The following is a 14,653-nucleotide window of genomic DNA, read 5'->3' as shown; positions in this document are numbered from 1 at the left end:
CTGATGACAAACATCAAAAAACTTGCAATCAAAAACCGCCAGAACAACGACACTTCGGGCGCCACCACGCCAAGTTGCATTTTCAGCGGAAACCAGCTTGTAGACCATCCGAAAACAACAACGGCATAAAGAAAATAATCAAACAGCTTCATTATGGTTATCGTTCGTCAGACGGCGAAGATAAAGTCCAGTCGTTCGGATCAATATCCAGATAGGCTTCAATGGCTGCCGTCGCAATTACGGAAACGGTATCATGTTCGCGATCTGTCACATTCTGACCACCTTTGACCGCCAATACCTGTGCCTGCCCCCGCGGCAAGGTTGCGGCGACAGCCTTACAATCGACCTTATCAGGATTTTGAACACCAATAGTGACTTTGACCTGCATATCGTCATGATCAAACCCTAAAGAACGGAACAGAATCAATGAACTATGGTGCAAAGCATCCTGCACCGCACGGCACGCGGCTTTGGTGTAATCTTCGCCATAAAGGTCATTACCCATACCCATTTCCAGAATGATACGTTTCATGTGCCCGTCTCCGTTTGCGAAACGGAAGTCTGGCAACGTTCCATGTCAAAAGAAACAAGAACAGCAGCATTAGCAATAATTGTTTTACCGGCACCATCTGGCTTGGGCACATCTAATCCACCTTCGACAACGGCAACTGTACCGTGACCATAAGGCAAAACCGCCCTTACCGCGTCCGTATCAACTGCATCGGGCTTTTGCACCGCTATCTCAATATCAACAATCATGGCATCGCGGGGAAAATCAAAAGCATCAGCCATCGTCAGTGAATTGTGCCAAAGCGCATCCTTCAGGGCACGAACAGCAGCCTTTGTATAATCTTCAGCGCGCAGGGATGTTCCCATCCCAAGCTCCATAGCAACGCGTGTTTTGGCCATAAAATTCCTCATAAAGATTGCGCGGTTCATGTGGGCGCAACCATCTTAACTTTGCTAGATATGCACGAAACAGTCAGCTTATGCTAGCCCTTCGATAACCAAGCCTGAACATGTTGCCAAATCGGCCTACCCCACCCGTTCACTTTATGCAAGGATAGTGGTTTTTGTTTTGTTTCATCAATTGCCAAACATACTTTGAACATCCTTACCCCACCCAACATATACATTTTCAGTATCAACAATTACTGGGCGCTTCATCAATGTCGGATGGTCTTTTAGCAAAGTTAGTGGATCAGAATGTCTGGTTGCCTCATCAAAACCACGCCATGTTGTTGACTTTCTATTTATCATAACGTCGGCACCATGCATCGTTAGCCAGTTGTCCAGCAGATCATGAGGCACACCATCGGCGCGCACATCTATAACTGTTACGTCATGGCCATAAGCACGCAACGTTGCAATTGCCTTTTTACAGCTATCACAGGTCTTAAGCGCGTAAATCGTCAAGCTTGTATATGTCATTTTTCTTATCTCTTGATTTAGGGTTACTTACCCTTATGCAAACCTCTTAACTACCACAAGAATCGTATCCTAACTATAGATACCCTTCAGTTCAATTCTGGCATTTAGTTTGTATGTTTTGACATTTAAAAAATATTTTTCTAATTTAATTTTATCTTATGAATAGGAGATATTATGGAACATAAATATAAAGTTTTGATGCTTATAGGGGCATTTGTTTGCACAAATCCGGCTTCAGCATCCAGCTTTCTTCAAGATACTGATTATCTAAAACAACTGTCCGCTGAAGTTGCAAAAAACGCGGCCGAAAACTCGGCAAACCCGGAATCATCAACCGTTAGTTTTTTAAAAAATGAAGTATTGCAAAAAACCTACCGTTCATTTGAAACAGGTTTCAGCAATATGTTTGATAGTGCTGACGCAAATAACGAATTGACGATCGAAGGTGCTGACAGTTCTAAACCCAGCTTTACCCTCTCAACTGTTCGGGCACTTGGCGACGGATTATCCGATGGACAGTTCAATTTCTTCCAAGGGTCGTTCATGGCCAAGAAAAACCGTGACACAGTCAATCTTGGTATTGGCCGCCGGTTCTTGAGTGATGATGAAAGCTGGATGTATGGCGTCAATGCTTTCTATGATTATGAAATCAAATATGGGCATCAACGCGCCAGCATTGGCGGCGAAATGAAAAATGCAGCCTTTGAGGTTACTGCCAATAAATATGTTGCCATTTCTGGCTGGCAAAAGGGACTGAATGGTACCCAGGAGCATGCATTAGGTGGTTATGAAATCGAAATTGGTGGACAGGTGCCTTACATTCCAACAGCACGCATATTTGCAAAATCATGGCAATGGGACGGCAAAAAAGGTGCTGACACTAAAGGCAAAACATACAGCCTACAGCTGGCTGCGCCAGTCATGCCAAATATGATGCTTGAAGCAGGCCGCAAAGACTTGGACAACGCAAAAGACATAGATTTTGTCAATGTTACCTATAAGTTCAAATTAGGTGAAATTGACAAGGTCATTAATGACGCCCCGTTCATTTCCGACGAAGCCTTTGCCTCAACATCAATGAAAGCACATTTGCTCGACAAGGTGCGTCGTAAAAACCAAATCGTCGTCGAAAGCGGCTTCTCAAATAGCGCTGGAGGCGTCTAAAAATGAAACAGTTTATCGTATTTATGACAACTTTGTTTTTTGCTCTATCCTGGTCGCATCTTGGCCATGCTGTCACCGATAGTGGTTATACGCCTGTATGTGAGGGTGCATTCGAAACTGGTTCCGTTTGCCGTACAACGCCTGAACGTTATGAAGTGGTGATCTATGAAATGGGTGTTTGCACGGCGAACCCAATGTCAGGATCAAGCTTTAATCGCGATGTATGTTCGACAACGTTCACAAATACTGCTGGCTTTACGTATGACTTTGCCTCAGTGATTGGTAGCAATACTTCGCTTGAAGGTGTATCGGCAAGACCGGCTAACGGTACCTATAAATATCCTTATATGGTTATGGGCACTACATTTGGACTTCGGGCGTCTTTTAACGACGGTACCAATACTTATTACAGCGAAGCCGATCAGGACCTGAATACAACTGGTCCATCAGTCAATTTTTCAGAGTCTTTGAAAAATTTTGGCGATGATGATCCAAGCAGTGGCACCAATGCATGTGACCCCGAATATCTTAACGCACCTGTAGATGTAGGCACGATCAGCGCTTATCTGACCAACTCAACTCTTGTGAAACCAGGTTCATCGGACAAGGAAACTGTTGCAACTGGCCGTGGCAATAAAGTGCTATGCACAAATGCGGATCGGTTGGTTGGGATTATCAATTTGACCAATCCTTTCACCATCTCGGCAGACACTATCAACATGCAGTTTAACTTTAACATCACTAATTATGGTGTGCAGTTCTTCAATGAAGATAATAATACCGTACCCAATGATGTCGGAAGTGGCCCATTTTCTGGCTCGTTTGTGATTACAAACCGATAACAATAAACCAAAAACACACCTCAAATAAAGCGCGCCTATATGGCGCGCTTTTTCATGTTTAAATTTTGTGTTTCTTTCCAAACAACACCTCAAAACAATAGAGGCTAGTAGCCACTGAAGGTCCGATTAAGAACGCAAATAATATTGTTCCCAGACCAACTGTGCCCCCCAGATACCATCCAACAATCACTACCGATATTTCAATGCCGCTTCGCACCCATGCAATTGGCATATTGGTGAGCTGTTGCAACCCTGTCATCAACCCGTCACGTGGCCCTGGCCCCAGATTGGCAATAAGATAGATGCCACCTCCCAGACCGGTTACCAGCACCCCGATCAGCGCTTGCAAAGACTGCAATATAACGCCATCTGGTGTTGGCAGATAAGGCAAGGAAAAATCCAGCATCAAGGCAATAATGATTGCATTTGCAATGGTGCCAATGCCAGGAGTTTGGCGCAACGGAATCCATGTTAACAAGACACAGATACTTATAATAAAGGTTGCAAGTCCAATGCTCCACCCCGTCACATTGGTCACACCTTCGGCAAATACAGTCCATGGACTGACACCTGCGCCTGATGCCAGCAACAGCGCTTCGCCAAGGCCAAACAAGGCCAGCCCAATACACAGAAACACGAATGAAAGCAGTGGCGGGCGCAACGTCAGTGGCTTGGGGGCACTCCAGAACAAAGTTGGAATTTTTTTAATCGAAAGAAATGCGAACTTATCCGGCATCAGCTTTGGCTTTCTGTGAAATCATGAGCGGCTACGTGACCGACGAAGCAGATACAGGCCGGAGGCAACAATCAGACAACCACCTGCCAACGTAGATGGTGATGGCACCTCGGCAAAGATCAAGGCACCCCACATCATGGCAAAGACCAGCGTTAGATAATTCATCGGCGCCAAATCACTGGCTTCGGTGAGTTGCAAGGCCTGTATAAGCGTAAAATGTCCAATGCCACCAATCATCGGTATTAACATCAACATCATCACATCAAGGGCAGTTTCTGGTGTCACCCATATAAAGGGCAGGATGATCGAACTTACAATCGCCCCAAACCCTGCCGTATAAATCAAGGTTGTATAGGCGGATTCCGCTGCCCCCAAATATCGTGTCAAAATCGAATAGACCGCATAGCTAGCAGCAGCAGCAAGCGGCAAACAACTAGCAAGAGTAAATTGTTCTGCCTGTGGCTGGATGATAATCATCGCCCCCACAAACCCGATAATCAGACTAATGATGCGGCGAGGCCCCAAACGTTCTTTAAGAAAGATAACTGCCAGCACCGACATGATCATGGGCGCAATCTGAAAGATAGCTGTCGCTTGCCCCTGTTCAATAAACTGCAGGGCTTGAAAAAACAACATTGTCGTGACGAATAAAGCAACCGATCTTGCCAGCTGAATTTTTAAATTTGATGTTCGAAGCAATGTTGATAGATGCGGCGCAAACACAATTAGAATAACAACAAAATGCCCCGTATAACGCGCCCAAATAATCTCCAGAACGGGCAAACTTTGCGCCATATATTTAACAATGGCATCCATGCCCGGAAAACAAATCATCGATACCAGCATCAGCATAAAGCTGATCTGACGCGGGGTAAATTTTGCTTTGAACCACATTCCTGTTGCTTGCAACATAACGTAACGTTTTCCCTTAGCTGCTAACAACCAATGACGCATGCAGAATGCTCATCCACAACTGCCATTATTGTCTGAATGCAAAATCTAGTGAACGCCTAATATTATAATAAAGCAAAATATTTATGATCCATCCAAGATGGGAAATATCAGCCACATTAACTTTGACAATCTACTCTATCTGTGGAGTTCCCATTACGCAATTCTAGTAAATGGCCAAGAATGAACGGGATTAAGTCTGGAATATCACCCGCAATCATACCTGGCCCAAAATGGATAGCTGCATCGCCATGCATCCAAACGGCTGCACAACAGGCTTCAAAGGGGGGCATGGCTTGCGCAATCAAGCCGGCGACCAAACCGGCTAAAACATCGCCTGTACCAGCACTTGCAAGATAGGGGCTGGCATGAACATTCACGCTCATCCGACCATCTGGACTAGCAATAACTGTCTGTGCCCCCTTTAAAATAACGATGATGTTATGAGATTTTGCTACCTTATAAGCTCTTTCCTTTTTGCTTCCCGACACTTCAGAAAATGAACGATCAAACTCACCTTGATGAGGTGTTATCAATGTTTTCTGTGGAAACCTGCCTTGTGATAAGGCCACCATAATGGCTTCTGCGTCAAGCACCCAAAAGCAATCTCTAAATGCTTACGTTGAGACACTAGCGGTGCAAAAGCATCCAGTTCATGAAAAACACGATTGATATCGAGCGGACGCATTCCAAAAATAGACGGTAAATGTTTTATTGGCATAAAAGTCTCCTTTCATCTGTTATCATGACCATTATTGGCCACTCAAAAAAGTAACAAAGGTCAGTATTTTGATACTTTGATCTGGATCAAGAATCATAAAATTTTCGTAAAAAATTGTTGATGTGATGTCACGGAAGACTCATGACGCGCGGTTGATTCCACGCGCAGCACTGAGGAATTTGTCAGAGTATCTCAGGTGAATTTTACAAATCAGAAAGAACAAAAACACCAATAACTAGTTTAACAAACTGTTAAGGATTACCAGTTTCATAATAATTGCGGAAGTGGCGGGAGTGACGGGACTCGAACCCGCGGCCTCTGGCGTGACAGGCCAGCGCTCTAACCAACTGAGCTACACCCCCAAGCGGAAAAATAAACGCGGTGCTTTTTCAAAACTGCACCATTCGCTTAAGGTGTGCTTGGTCTAAATCAGTGCATGACAACTGTCAAGACGAAGTGCAACGGAACCTGTCTTTTTTCTTATTTTTCCGTTCTTTTTATCGGGATTGCGCGCTATATCATATCTTCAATTGCTTTTGAGGATGATGGCTTGATGCTTTCGACGTTTTTTACATTCTTTACACGCATCTTTCAGGCGTTCCTGGCCATTTTACTGCTAGGTTTCATTTCTGTTGGCATGCTTGCCACACATGGCATCTACACCGCAGAAACAACAAATTATGCACAGTACCGCCCTCAGGCCGAGGCCGAATGCGCCAGCGCCGCCGATGTGCCCCTGTGTGTCAGCGAAACCCTAGCAGATATGGGGTCAGTCAAACTGATCTTGGGACTTGGTATATCGGCTGGCATCATAGCAACCATTATTCTGATTATATGGATTCGTAACTGGATGCGGAATCGACCAAAAGATACTGTCGATAACAGCTAGGCTTTACCTGCATATATATCACCAAAATCCATGGTTACTTTACCACTGACCGTCATTGTCTTTGGCGCCAGCGTTTTGGCAAAACGGGTTATATTTTCATCGATCAACTTTTCAACAAGACGTTGACTGTTTTCATCAGGAAATTCCCACACGACAATGCTGACATGTGGTGCCTGTTTGTTGCTTAACCCCCGAAACCGTACACCAGGTGCCTGCTGAAGTAATTCAGGCCATTTTGTTTGCAAGATAGACTCAAAAAGCTCACATTCTTCAGCTGATGGAAACGTACGGATAAAAACCTTCATGAACATCGATGACTCTCCCAAATAATGCAGATTACACAGCTGATAACACAGCTTAGTCAGGCAACTTTTTCAGTATATCTAATAAACTATTTCTTATAGTACCAAGCTTTTGTCTTAACTGAATATTTTCATCTTCAAGCGCCAGTTCGCGCGCGCTTCTTGGCTTTCGGGCATCTGATTGATGTTGGGAAATTCCTGCCGCAAGGTCAGCCTTACAACTATTATAAACCAGAATGGCCTCAGTTGATCCATTCTCCAGCTTGCATTGATGGGCAGATGCTAATGACGGTAACAAGCTAACAGTAATAATTAATAACGGAATAAAAACACGCATAAACACAGCCTTAACAAGGATAATACCACACTAGACTAGCGAAACATTATCAATGGTCAATGCCTGTGGTAGGGCCAAAAGTCAAAACTGTGCCGATATTTACCAAAGGGGTGGTGGGGGATGGTGGGTGCTGAGGGGCTCGAACCCCCGACCTATTCGGTGTAAACGAATTGCTCTCCCAGCTGAGCTAAGCACCCATTTGATGTCACAGGATATACTCTGTCACTAGCATTCTTTTCAATGATTATCATGCAAACAATTGATTAGCATAATTAGTCAATGACAACGCCGACCTTTATATAAGGTCGGCGTTGAAAAAGATATATAATTTTAGCTGTTAACAGCTTCTTTCAAAGGAGCACCCGCTTTAAATTTAGGCTGCTTTGATGCTTTAATTTGAATGGTTTCACCTGTTCTTGGGTTACGGCCAGTAGTGGCGGCGCGATGCGCAACAGAAAAAGTACCAAATCCAACAATTCTTACATCGCCACCTGATTTTAAGGCGCCTTGGATGCTTTCAAAAACAGCGTCAACTGCCCGACCCGCATCAGCTTTAGTCAAACCTGATGACTCAGCAACATCAGAGACAAGATCATTTTTGTTCATGGGAACCCCCTCTTTGGTAGTGTTAATTGTTTAACTTATCACGAAAAATAACACATTTATTCACCAAAACACCAAATAAAAACACGTGATTCAGTCATAAATTTAGAAAAAACCTAACGAAACCACCTAATTTCTGCACAAAACAGAATTAATGGGCGACAATATCGTCGCCCGCCTCATCTGATTTAGGTAATTTAACAGTCGCTTGGCTTTCAGTAGTAGATACAACACCTATCGACATTGGCAAAGGCTCTTCGACAAGCGCAGCGGACAGAGCCTCATCAACCATTGCCACCGGAATGATCGTCAGACCTTCTTTTACATTATCGGGTATCTCAACAAGATCTTTTTCGTTTTCCTTGGGTATGAGAACCGTTGTAAGGCCGCCACGAAGCGCCGCCAGCAACTTTTCCTTGAGGCCGCCAATTGGCAATACCCTGCCCCGCAAGGTGATTTCGCCTGTCATCGCCACATTCCGGCGAACAGCTATGCCAGTGACTGCCGAAATGATCGATGTTGCCATGGCAACACCTGCAGAAGGCCCGTCCTTAGGTGTCGCACCTTCAGGAACATGCACATGCAAATCATGTTTGGCCAGACTTTCAAGATCAATGCCATATGTTTCTGCCCGTGACTTTATAAAAAATTCGGCAGCCTGAATTGATTCCTTCATGACATCGCCTAATTTACCCGTGGCGCTGACCTTGCCTTTACCTGGCACACGCACAGCCTCAATCTGCAGCAATTCACCACCAACTTCAGTCCATGCAAGGCCTGTGGTAACCCCGACCTGATTCTCTTCCTCGATTTCGCCATGGCGGAATTTGGGCACACCAAGATAATCGTCAAGGTTTTCGGCTGTGACATTAGCCGATGTAGCTTCACCACTAACAATGGCTGTCACTGCCTTACGCGCAACCTTGGCAATTTCGCGTTCCAGATTACGAACACCAGCCTCACGCGTATAGCGCTGAACCATCATGCGTATCGCATCATCAGAAATCGACAATTCACCATCTTTCAAACCATGATCTTCGATCTGACGGCTCATAAGATGCCGTTTGGCAATTTGCAACTTTTCATCTTCCGTATAACCAGACAGACGGATGATCTCCATCCGGTCCATTAATGGCTGTGGCATGTTTAATGTATTGGCGGTCGTGACAAACATCACGTTCGACAGATCAAATTCAACTTCCATATAATGATCAGCAAAACTGTTATTTTGAGCTGGATCCAGAACTTCCAGCAATGCAGACGTTGGATCACCACGCCAGTCAGCGCCCAATTTATCAATTTCATCAAGTAAAAACAGCGGGTTGTTTGATTCCGCCTTTTTCATGCCCTGAACAATTTTACCAGGCATTGATCCAATATAGGTACGCCGATGACCACGTATTTCAGCTTCATCACGAACACCGCCTAGGGCCATGCGCACATATTTACGCCCAGTCGCCCGTGCAATCGACTTACCAAGCGATGTTTTACCAACCCCCGGCGGGCCAACCAAACACAGAATCGGGCCTTTCATGCTACGCGTACGCTGTTGCACCGCCAGAAATTCGATAATACGATCTTTGACCTTGTCCAGACCATAGTGATCGGCATCCAGAATTTCCCGTGCGGCTACAATATCCTTTTTTAGCCGCGTCGCCTTTTTCCAAGGCAAAGCCAGCATCCAATCAAGATAGTTGCGAACAACTGTGGCTTCGGCACTCATAGGCCCCATATTGCGCAGCTTTTTCAGCTCCGCATTCGCCTTTTCCCGTGCCACTTTCGGCATTTTCAGATCAGCAAGTTGTACTTCAAGCTCATCAAGCTCATTGCCGCCGTCCTCGCTATCACCAAGCTCCTTCTGGATCGCTTTCATCTGCTCATTCAGATAATATTCGCGCTGGGTCTTTTCCATCTGGCGTTTAACCCGATTGCGAACGCGCTTTTCAACTTGCAAAGCACCAATTTCGGTTTCCATGGCGCCAAAAACCTTCTCCAGACGCTCATGAATATCCAAAATTTCCAGTAATTCCTGTTTTTCTGCGATCTTGACTGACAGATGCGACGCGATCATGTCTGCAATCTTGTCAGCCTCATCAACCTGCTCAATCGCATTAAATACTTCTGAGGCGATTTTTTTGTTCAGCTTCAGATATTGTTCAAATTGCTGAACCGTTGTTGCGGCCAGCGCTTCGGTATCAGCACCAAGATCGCCAGTCTGATCCAAATGTGTGGCTTCAACCGTCAGAAATCCATCGTCTGCATTCAAACTGTTCATATTCAGCTCGACGCGATCACCACCTTCAACCAGCACCTTGACCGCACCATCTGGCAGTTTCAAAAGTTGCAGAATTGATCCAACTGTTCCCACACGATGCAAGCCTTGGGCATCTGGGTCTTCTATATCAGCTTCGGTCTGCGTAACCAGAATGATTTGCTTTTCTTCAGCCATCACCGCTTCAAGCGCCTTGATCGATTTTTCACGACCAACAAACAGGGGGACGATCATATGCGGAAACACAACGATATCGCGTAAAGGCAGAATAGGAAGCGCAATTGAAGATTTGTCTGACATCAGCTAGGGTCCTCGGTATTCAATTTGTTCACACAGACGTGTTGCCTGCCATTTTCATATGGGCAGTACAGCACTGATTTCAAGACTATGAAGACGGAAATGCGACCTTAGGCGCTACTATCAGCTTCTTTGGATTTTTTTTGCATGAACGACCAACGGTTGCGCACCACCTTCGACAACATCGCCGTTGATAACCACTTCTTCAATATCGTCACTAGTCGGTATATCGAACATGGGTTCCATAAGAATGTTTTCCATGATTGACCGCAAACCACGCGCACCTGTTTTTCGGGCAATCGCTTTTTGCGCTACAGCCCGAAGCGCATCGTCACGAAATTCAAGACGCACATCATCCATCTCGAACAACTTTTCATACTGCTTGACCAGCGCGTTTTTCGGTTCAGTCAGAATCCGCACAAGCGCTTCTTCATCAAGGTCTTCAAGCGTTGCAATCACTGGCAAACGACCAACAAATTCTGGAATAAGTCCGAATTTAATCAGATCTTCTGGCTCCAGCGATCCTAAAAGTTCGCCTATTTTGCGATCATCTGGGTCACGCACATCAGCCCCAAAGCCAATGCCCGCACCCGTATCACGACCAGCAATCAGCTTATCTAATCCAGCAAAAGCACCACCACAGATAAACAGGATATTGGTTGTATCAACCTGCAAGAATTCCTGCTGGGGATGCTTTCTACCACCTTGCGGAGGGACAGACGCAACCGTACCTTCCATAATTTTCAGCAAGGCTTGCTGAACCCCCTCACCTGATACGTCGCGGGTGATAGACGGATTATCGGCTTTGCGCGAAATCTTATCGACCTCATCGATATAGACAATGCCGCGCTGTGCACGTTCAACGTTATAATCGGCTGCCTGTAACAGCTTCAGGATGATATTTTCGACATCTTCACCAACATAACCAGCTTCGGTCAATGTTGTGGCATCCGCCATGGTAAAGGGCACATCAAGCATCCGCGCCAATGTTTGTGCCAAAAGCGTTTTACCACAACCCGTTGGACCAACCAGCAGAATGTTTGACTTTGAAATTTCCACATCGCCTGTTCGTCCGGCATTGGCCAAACGTTTGTAATGATTATGCACAGCGACTGATAGCACACGCTTTGCCCGTGACTGACCAATCACATAACCGTCCAGCACCGCCAATATATCAGCTGGTGTTGGCACACCGTCATGGCTTTTTGATAAAGCAGATTTATGTTCTTCGCGAATGATGTCCATACATAATTCGACGCATTCATCGCAAATAAACACTGTTGGTCCGGCGATGAGTTTACGAACTTCATGCTGGCTTTTCCCGCAAAAAGAACAGAACAGCGTGCTTTTATCGCTATCTTCTGATTTTGCCATCTAACGGCTCCTGACGATTCTCTAGCGCTGAAATGACTAAACTAGCCTTTTTCAACAATTATCAACATAGTCTAAAACTGCCTTACATGCAGTTACAATTTAAAACTGTCTATTACCCGCAAAAACCGTGCCTATAATGCTGATCTTGGTCAATTTGTTGCCAAAAAGCCACATTTGCAGATATCTGAACTATTTGGTTTTTTCATCTTTTCCAGCCGGGCGTTTCTCGACAACTTCGTCAATCAGGCCAAATTTTTGCGCGTCCTCGGCGGTCATGAAGGTGTCGCGCTCCATAATTTTTTCAACATCTTTCAATGTCTTGCCTGTATGCTTAACATACATGCCATTCAGCCGTTTGCGCAGATCAAGAATTTCCTTGGCGTGGATTTCAATATCACTTGCCTGTCCTGAAAAACCACCTGATGGCTGATGTGTCATGATCCGGGCATTTGGCAAAGAATACCGCTTGCCTGCGGCACCAGCCATGAGCAATAACGATCCCATAGACGCCGCCTGCCCCATGCATACGGTTGAAACGTCGGGGCGGATATATTCCATCGTGTCATATATCGCCAGACCCGAGGTCACGATACCGCCTGGGGAATTGATATACATGGAAATATCTTTGGTCGGGTTTTCGGACTCTAGAAACAATAACTGCGAACACACAAGCGACGCCGTAACATCATCAACAGGACCATTCAGAAAAATAATACGTTCTTTAAGAAGCCGCGAAAAGATATCATACGAGCGCTCGCCACGGTTGGTCTGTTCAACGACCATCGGCACCAGATTAGCCATCGGATCAACATTCGACTTAGCTACTTCAAAATCACGCATTATATTCTCCTGCAGTGGGTAAATAGCTTGCGGCTCAACAAGCATAAAAGAAAATCCAGACATCGGCAGGCACCGATGCCGAATAAGGACTATATGGGAAATAAAGAAGCGGGTTCAAGATTATATTGAACCCGCTTGTACTTATCTGAACAAAATCACTGCCTCACTGGCAACAATCATTGTATATTTATGATGTCTTCTTGGCAACTTTCTTAGCAGGCGCCTTTTTGGCAGCGGCTTTTTTCTTGTCAGCCGGCTTTTTTGCTGCTGGCTTTTTGGCCGCTTTTTTTGCAGTTTTCTTTGCCGGCGCTACTTCTTCAGGAGCCTTATACAAAGTATCGGTATCAGTTGTAACCTCAGTTACTTTCGCCAACTCCAGAATGTAATCAATAACTTTGTCTTCAAAGATTGGCCCCGCCAACTGTTGCAAAGCTTGCTGGTTCTTCTGGAAATATTCCATCACCATCTGCTCTTGACCCGGATAGCGACGCGCTTCTTCAATAACAGCGCGCTGGGTATCAGCTTCAGTTACCTCAATTTTGCTGTCACGGCCAATTTCCGTCAGCAATAGACCAAGGCGAACACGACGTTCAGCAACTGATTTTGCTTCAGCTTTGGCATTATCATCCATGCCTTCATCAGCAGCTGGATGATCATGGTCATGGTCATGGTCATGGTCGTGATCATGATTATGTTCAGACGCGGCAGGGTTCATTGCCCGCGCGACTGACTCATATTCTTGCTTGAACAGTGATGGCGGCACATCAAATGCCTCACCATCGGCAAGACCATCAAGCACGTTCTTTTTGACAGCCTGACGCAGTGCAGTTGCATGCTGGGCACCAAGCTGTTCACGGACAGCTTCTTTTAGCGCGTCAATCGTCTCAAAACCAAGTCGTGTCGCCAAATCTTCATCGATTTTCGCGTCACCAAGTTCACGCATGGCAGTCACTTTGGTTTCAAACACCGCGGCTTTACCAGCCAAATGTGGTGCCTGATAATCCTCAGGGAAAGACACCTCTACGTCGCGGCTTTCACCTGCTTTCACACCGATCAAGCCATCTTCAAATCCGGGAATAAAGCTATTCGAGCCAAGTTCCAGCGAATGCCCTTCGGCAGCACCACCTTCAAATGGTTCGCCGTCAATCTTGCCTACGAAATCGATGATAACAATATCACCCTTTTTGGCGGCGCGCGGCTTGGCCACTTCAACACTTGGGCGGTTTTCGCCAGCAATCGTTGTCAGCGCTTCATCAACCTGCGCTTCATCAACAGGCAAAATTGGTTTCTCAATCGATAATTTGCTCAGATCAGGGATTTTAATCTCCGGCATGATCTCACATGTAAAGATCGCTTCCAGATCCTTGCCATCTTCATACGACTTGATGTCAACGGATGGCTGGCTGGCCAGATTAAGACCATTATCTTCAACAGCTTTGCGCGCACCTTCGTCAAGCGCCGCCTTGATCGCATCACCTTGTACCTGGGTACCAAAGCGTGTTTTCACAACGGCCATTGGGACCTTGCCTGGACGAAAGCCCGGCATATTTGCGGTTTTAGCAATTTCGGCAAGTTTGGCCTGCGTTTCGGTTTCGATATCGGCAGCGGTTATCGTAATGGCGAATTCGCGCACCAGACCTTCACTTTTGGTTTCGGCAATATTCATCGAACAGGTGCTTCCTTTTCAATTAGATCAAAACCGTCTGAATGAAAACGGATACTTAATCTTTAATTTGTTACCTGATCACCCAAACAACCTACGTTTCACAATCGTTCAACGGGAGGTGGATGATGCCCTATCATTCCCTATTCAGCCTTGTGGTACGGGCGGAGGGACTTGAACCCCCACGACTTTCGCCACTGGTACCTAAAACCAGCGCGTCTACCAATTCCG

At 45.6% G+C, this 14,653-nt stretch carries 16 protein-coding genes and 2 tRNA genes; 3 read left to right on the top strand and 15 right to left on the bottom strand.

Translation table 11 applies throughout. The annotated features are described in order from the left end of the window. Nucleotides 1-157 precede the first annotated feature (157 nt). The 3 genes from ABNT28_RS06570 to ABNT28_RS06560 all read right to left on the bottom strand — a co-directional run bounded on the left by ABNT28_RS06570 (nucleotide 158) and on the right by ABNT28_RS06560 (nucleotide 1,431). Entirely contained in the window at nucleotides 158-532 is a 375-nt protein-coding gene (locus tag ABNT28_RS06570; RefSeq protein WP_348721233.1) for a Lin0512 family protein, read from the bottom strand. Further along, nucleotides 529-909, bottom strand: a complete 381-nt coding sequence (locus tag ABNT28_RS06565) for a Lin0512 family protein (RefSeq protein WP_332923952.1) — start codon at nucleotides 907-909, stop codon at nucleotides 529-531. Before ABNT28_RS06565 ends, ABNT28_RS06570 begins: the two co-directional genes overlap by 4 nt. A 177-nt stretch (nucleotides 910-1,086) precedes the next feature. After that, nucleotides 1,087-1,431 carry an ArsC/Spx/MgsR family protein gene (locus tag ABNT28_RS06560; RefSeq protein WP_332923951.1) on the bottom strand — a complete coding sequence of 115 codons (345 nt, stop codon included), beginning with the start codon at nucleotides 1,429-1,431 and terminating at the stop codon, nucleotides 1,087-1,089. Nucleotides 1,432-1,605: 174 nt separating this feature from the next. Between ABNT28_RS06560 and ABNT28_RS06555 the strand changes: the two genes are divergently transcribed. Beyond that, complete coding sequence (locus tag ABNT28_RS06555; protein WP_332923950.1) at nucleotides 1,606-2,595, top strand: inverse autotransporter beta domain-containing protein; 990 nt, start codon at nucleotides 1,606-1,608, stop codon at nucleotides 2,593-2,595. A gap of 2 nt (nucleotides 2,596-2,597) precedes the next feature. After that, a complete protein-coding gene (locus ABNT28_RS06550; RefSeq protein WP_332923949.1) occupies nucleotides 2,598-3,437 on the top strand; it encodes a hypothetical protein in 840 nt (279 codons plus the stop codon). A gap of 58 nt (nucleotides 3,438-3,495) precedes the next feature. On the opposite strand, the gene ABNT28_RS06545 is transcribed toward ABNT28_RS06550, so the two are convergent. From ABNT28_RS06545 to ABNT28_RS06530, 4 genes are all read right to left on the bottom strand, one after another. Then, nucleotides 3,496-4,173 carry a hypothetical protein gene (locus ABNT28_RS06545; RefSeq protein WP_332923948.1) on the bottom strand — a complete coding sequence of 226 codons (678 nt, stop codon included), beginning with the start codon at nucleotides 4,171-4,173 and terminating at the stop codon, nucleotides 3,496-3,498. A 21-nt stretch (nucleotides 4,174-4,194) separates the two neighbouring features. Then, on the bottom strand, nucleotides 4,195-5,085 hold the full coding sequence (locus ABNT28_RS06540; protein WP_332923947.1) for a DMT family transporter: 891 nt from the start codon (nucleotides 5,083-5,085) through the stop codon (nucleotides 4,195-4,197). Between the two features lie 158 nt (nucleotides 5,086-5,243). Continuing rightward, nucleotides 5,244-5,720 (bottom strand): ADP/ATP-dependent (S)-NAD(P)H-hydrate dehydratase, encoded by a 477-nt coding sequence (locus tag ABNT28_RS06535; protein ID WP_348721232.1) that lies wholly within the window; start codon nucleotides 5,718-5,720, stop codon nucleotides 5,244-5,246. Nucleotides 5,721-6,130: 410 nt separating this feature from the next. Next, nucleotides 6,131-6,207: transfer RNA gene (locus ABNT28_RS06530), tRNA-Asp, on the bottom strand. 191 nt (nucleotides 6,208-6,398) lie between these two features. On the opposite strand from ABNT28_RS06530, the gene ABNT28_RS06525 reads away from it, so the two are divergent. Further along, on the top strand, nucleotides 6,399-6,734 hold the full coding sequence (locus ABNT28_RS06525; RefSeq protein ID WP_332923945.1) for a hypothetical protein: 336 nt from the start codon (nucleotides 6,399-6,401) through the stop codon (nucleotides 6,732-6,734). Here ABNT28_RS06525 and ABNT28_RS06520 read toward each other — a convergent pair. From ABNT28_RS06520 to tig, 8 genes are all read right to left on the bottom strand, one after another. Further along, nucleotides 6,731-7,045 (bottom strand): transcriptional regulator, encoded by a 315-nt coding sequence (locus ABNT28_RS06520; protein ID WP_332923944.1) that lies wholly within the window; start codon nucleotides 7,043-7,045, stop codon nucleotides 6,731-6,733. The two genes, ABNT28_RS06525 and ABNT28_RS06520, sit on opposite strands and share 4 nt — an antisense overlap. A gap of 46 nt (nucleotides 7,046-7,091) precedes the next feature. After that, on the bottom strand, nucleotides 7,092-7,373 hold the full coding sequence (locus ABNT28_RS06515) for a hypothetical protein (RefSeq protein WP_332923943.1): 282 nt from the start codon (nucleotides 7,371-7,373) through the stop codon (nucleotides 7,092-7,094). A 121-nt stretch (nucleotides 7,374-7,494) separates the two neighbouring features. Further along, nucleotides 7,495-7,570, bottom strand: a tRNA-Val gene (locus ABNT28_RS06510). Between the two features lie 133 nt (nucleotides 7,571-7,703). Continuing rightward, nucleotides 7,704-7,979 (bottom strand): HU family DNA-binding protein, encoded by a 276-nt coding sequence (locus tag ABNT28_RS06505; RefSeq protein ID WP_332923942.1) that lies wholly within the window; start codon nucleotides 7,977-7,979, stop codon nucleotides 7,704-7,706. Nucleotides 7,980-8,127: 148 nt separating this feature from the next. Beyond that, nucleotides 8,128-10,548 (bottom strand): endopeptidase La, encoded by a 2,421-nt coding sequence (lon, locus tag ABNT28_RS06500; RefSeq protein WP_332923941.1) that lies wholly within the window; start codon nucleotides 10,546-10,548, stop codon nucleotides 8,128-8,130. Nucleotides 10,549-10,668: 120 nt separating this feature from the next. Beyond that, a complete protein-coding gene (gene clpX / locus ABNT28_RS06495) occupies nucleotides 10,669-11,919 on the bottom strand; it encodes an ATP-dependent Clp protease ATP-binding subunit ClpX (protein ID WP_332923940.1) in 1,251 nt (416 codons plus the stop codon). A gap of 189 nt (nucleotides 11,920-12,108) precedes the next feature. Further along, nucleotides 12,109-12,759, bottom strand: a complete 651-nt coding sequence (clpP, locus tag ABNT28_RS06490) for an ATP-dependent Clp endopeptidase proteolytic subunit ClpP (RefSeq protein ID WP_332923939.1) — start codon at nucleotides 12,757-12,759, stop codon at nucleotides 12,109-12,111. Nucleotides 12,760-12,946: 187 nt separating this feature from the next. Next, nucleotides 12,947-14,425: a trigger factor gene (gene tig / locus ABNT28_RS06485; protein WP_348721231.1), complete on the bottom strand. Its 1,479-nt coding sequence runs from the start codon at nucleotides 14,423-14,425 to the stop codon at nucleotides 12,947-12,949. Nucleotides 14,426-14,653: the final 228 nt, after the last annotated feature.

The sequence above is a fragment of the uncultured Candidatus Puniceispirillum sp. genome (assembly GCF_963979125.1).
GTDB lineage: Bacteria > Pseudomonadota > Alphaproteobacteria > Puniceispirillales > Puniceispirillaceae > Puniceispirillum.
The sequence above is the reverse complement of the archived record's forward strand: the minus strand, read 5'-3'. Positions and strand labels throughout refer to the sequence as shown.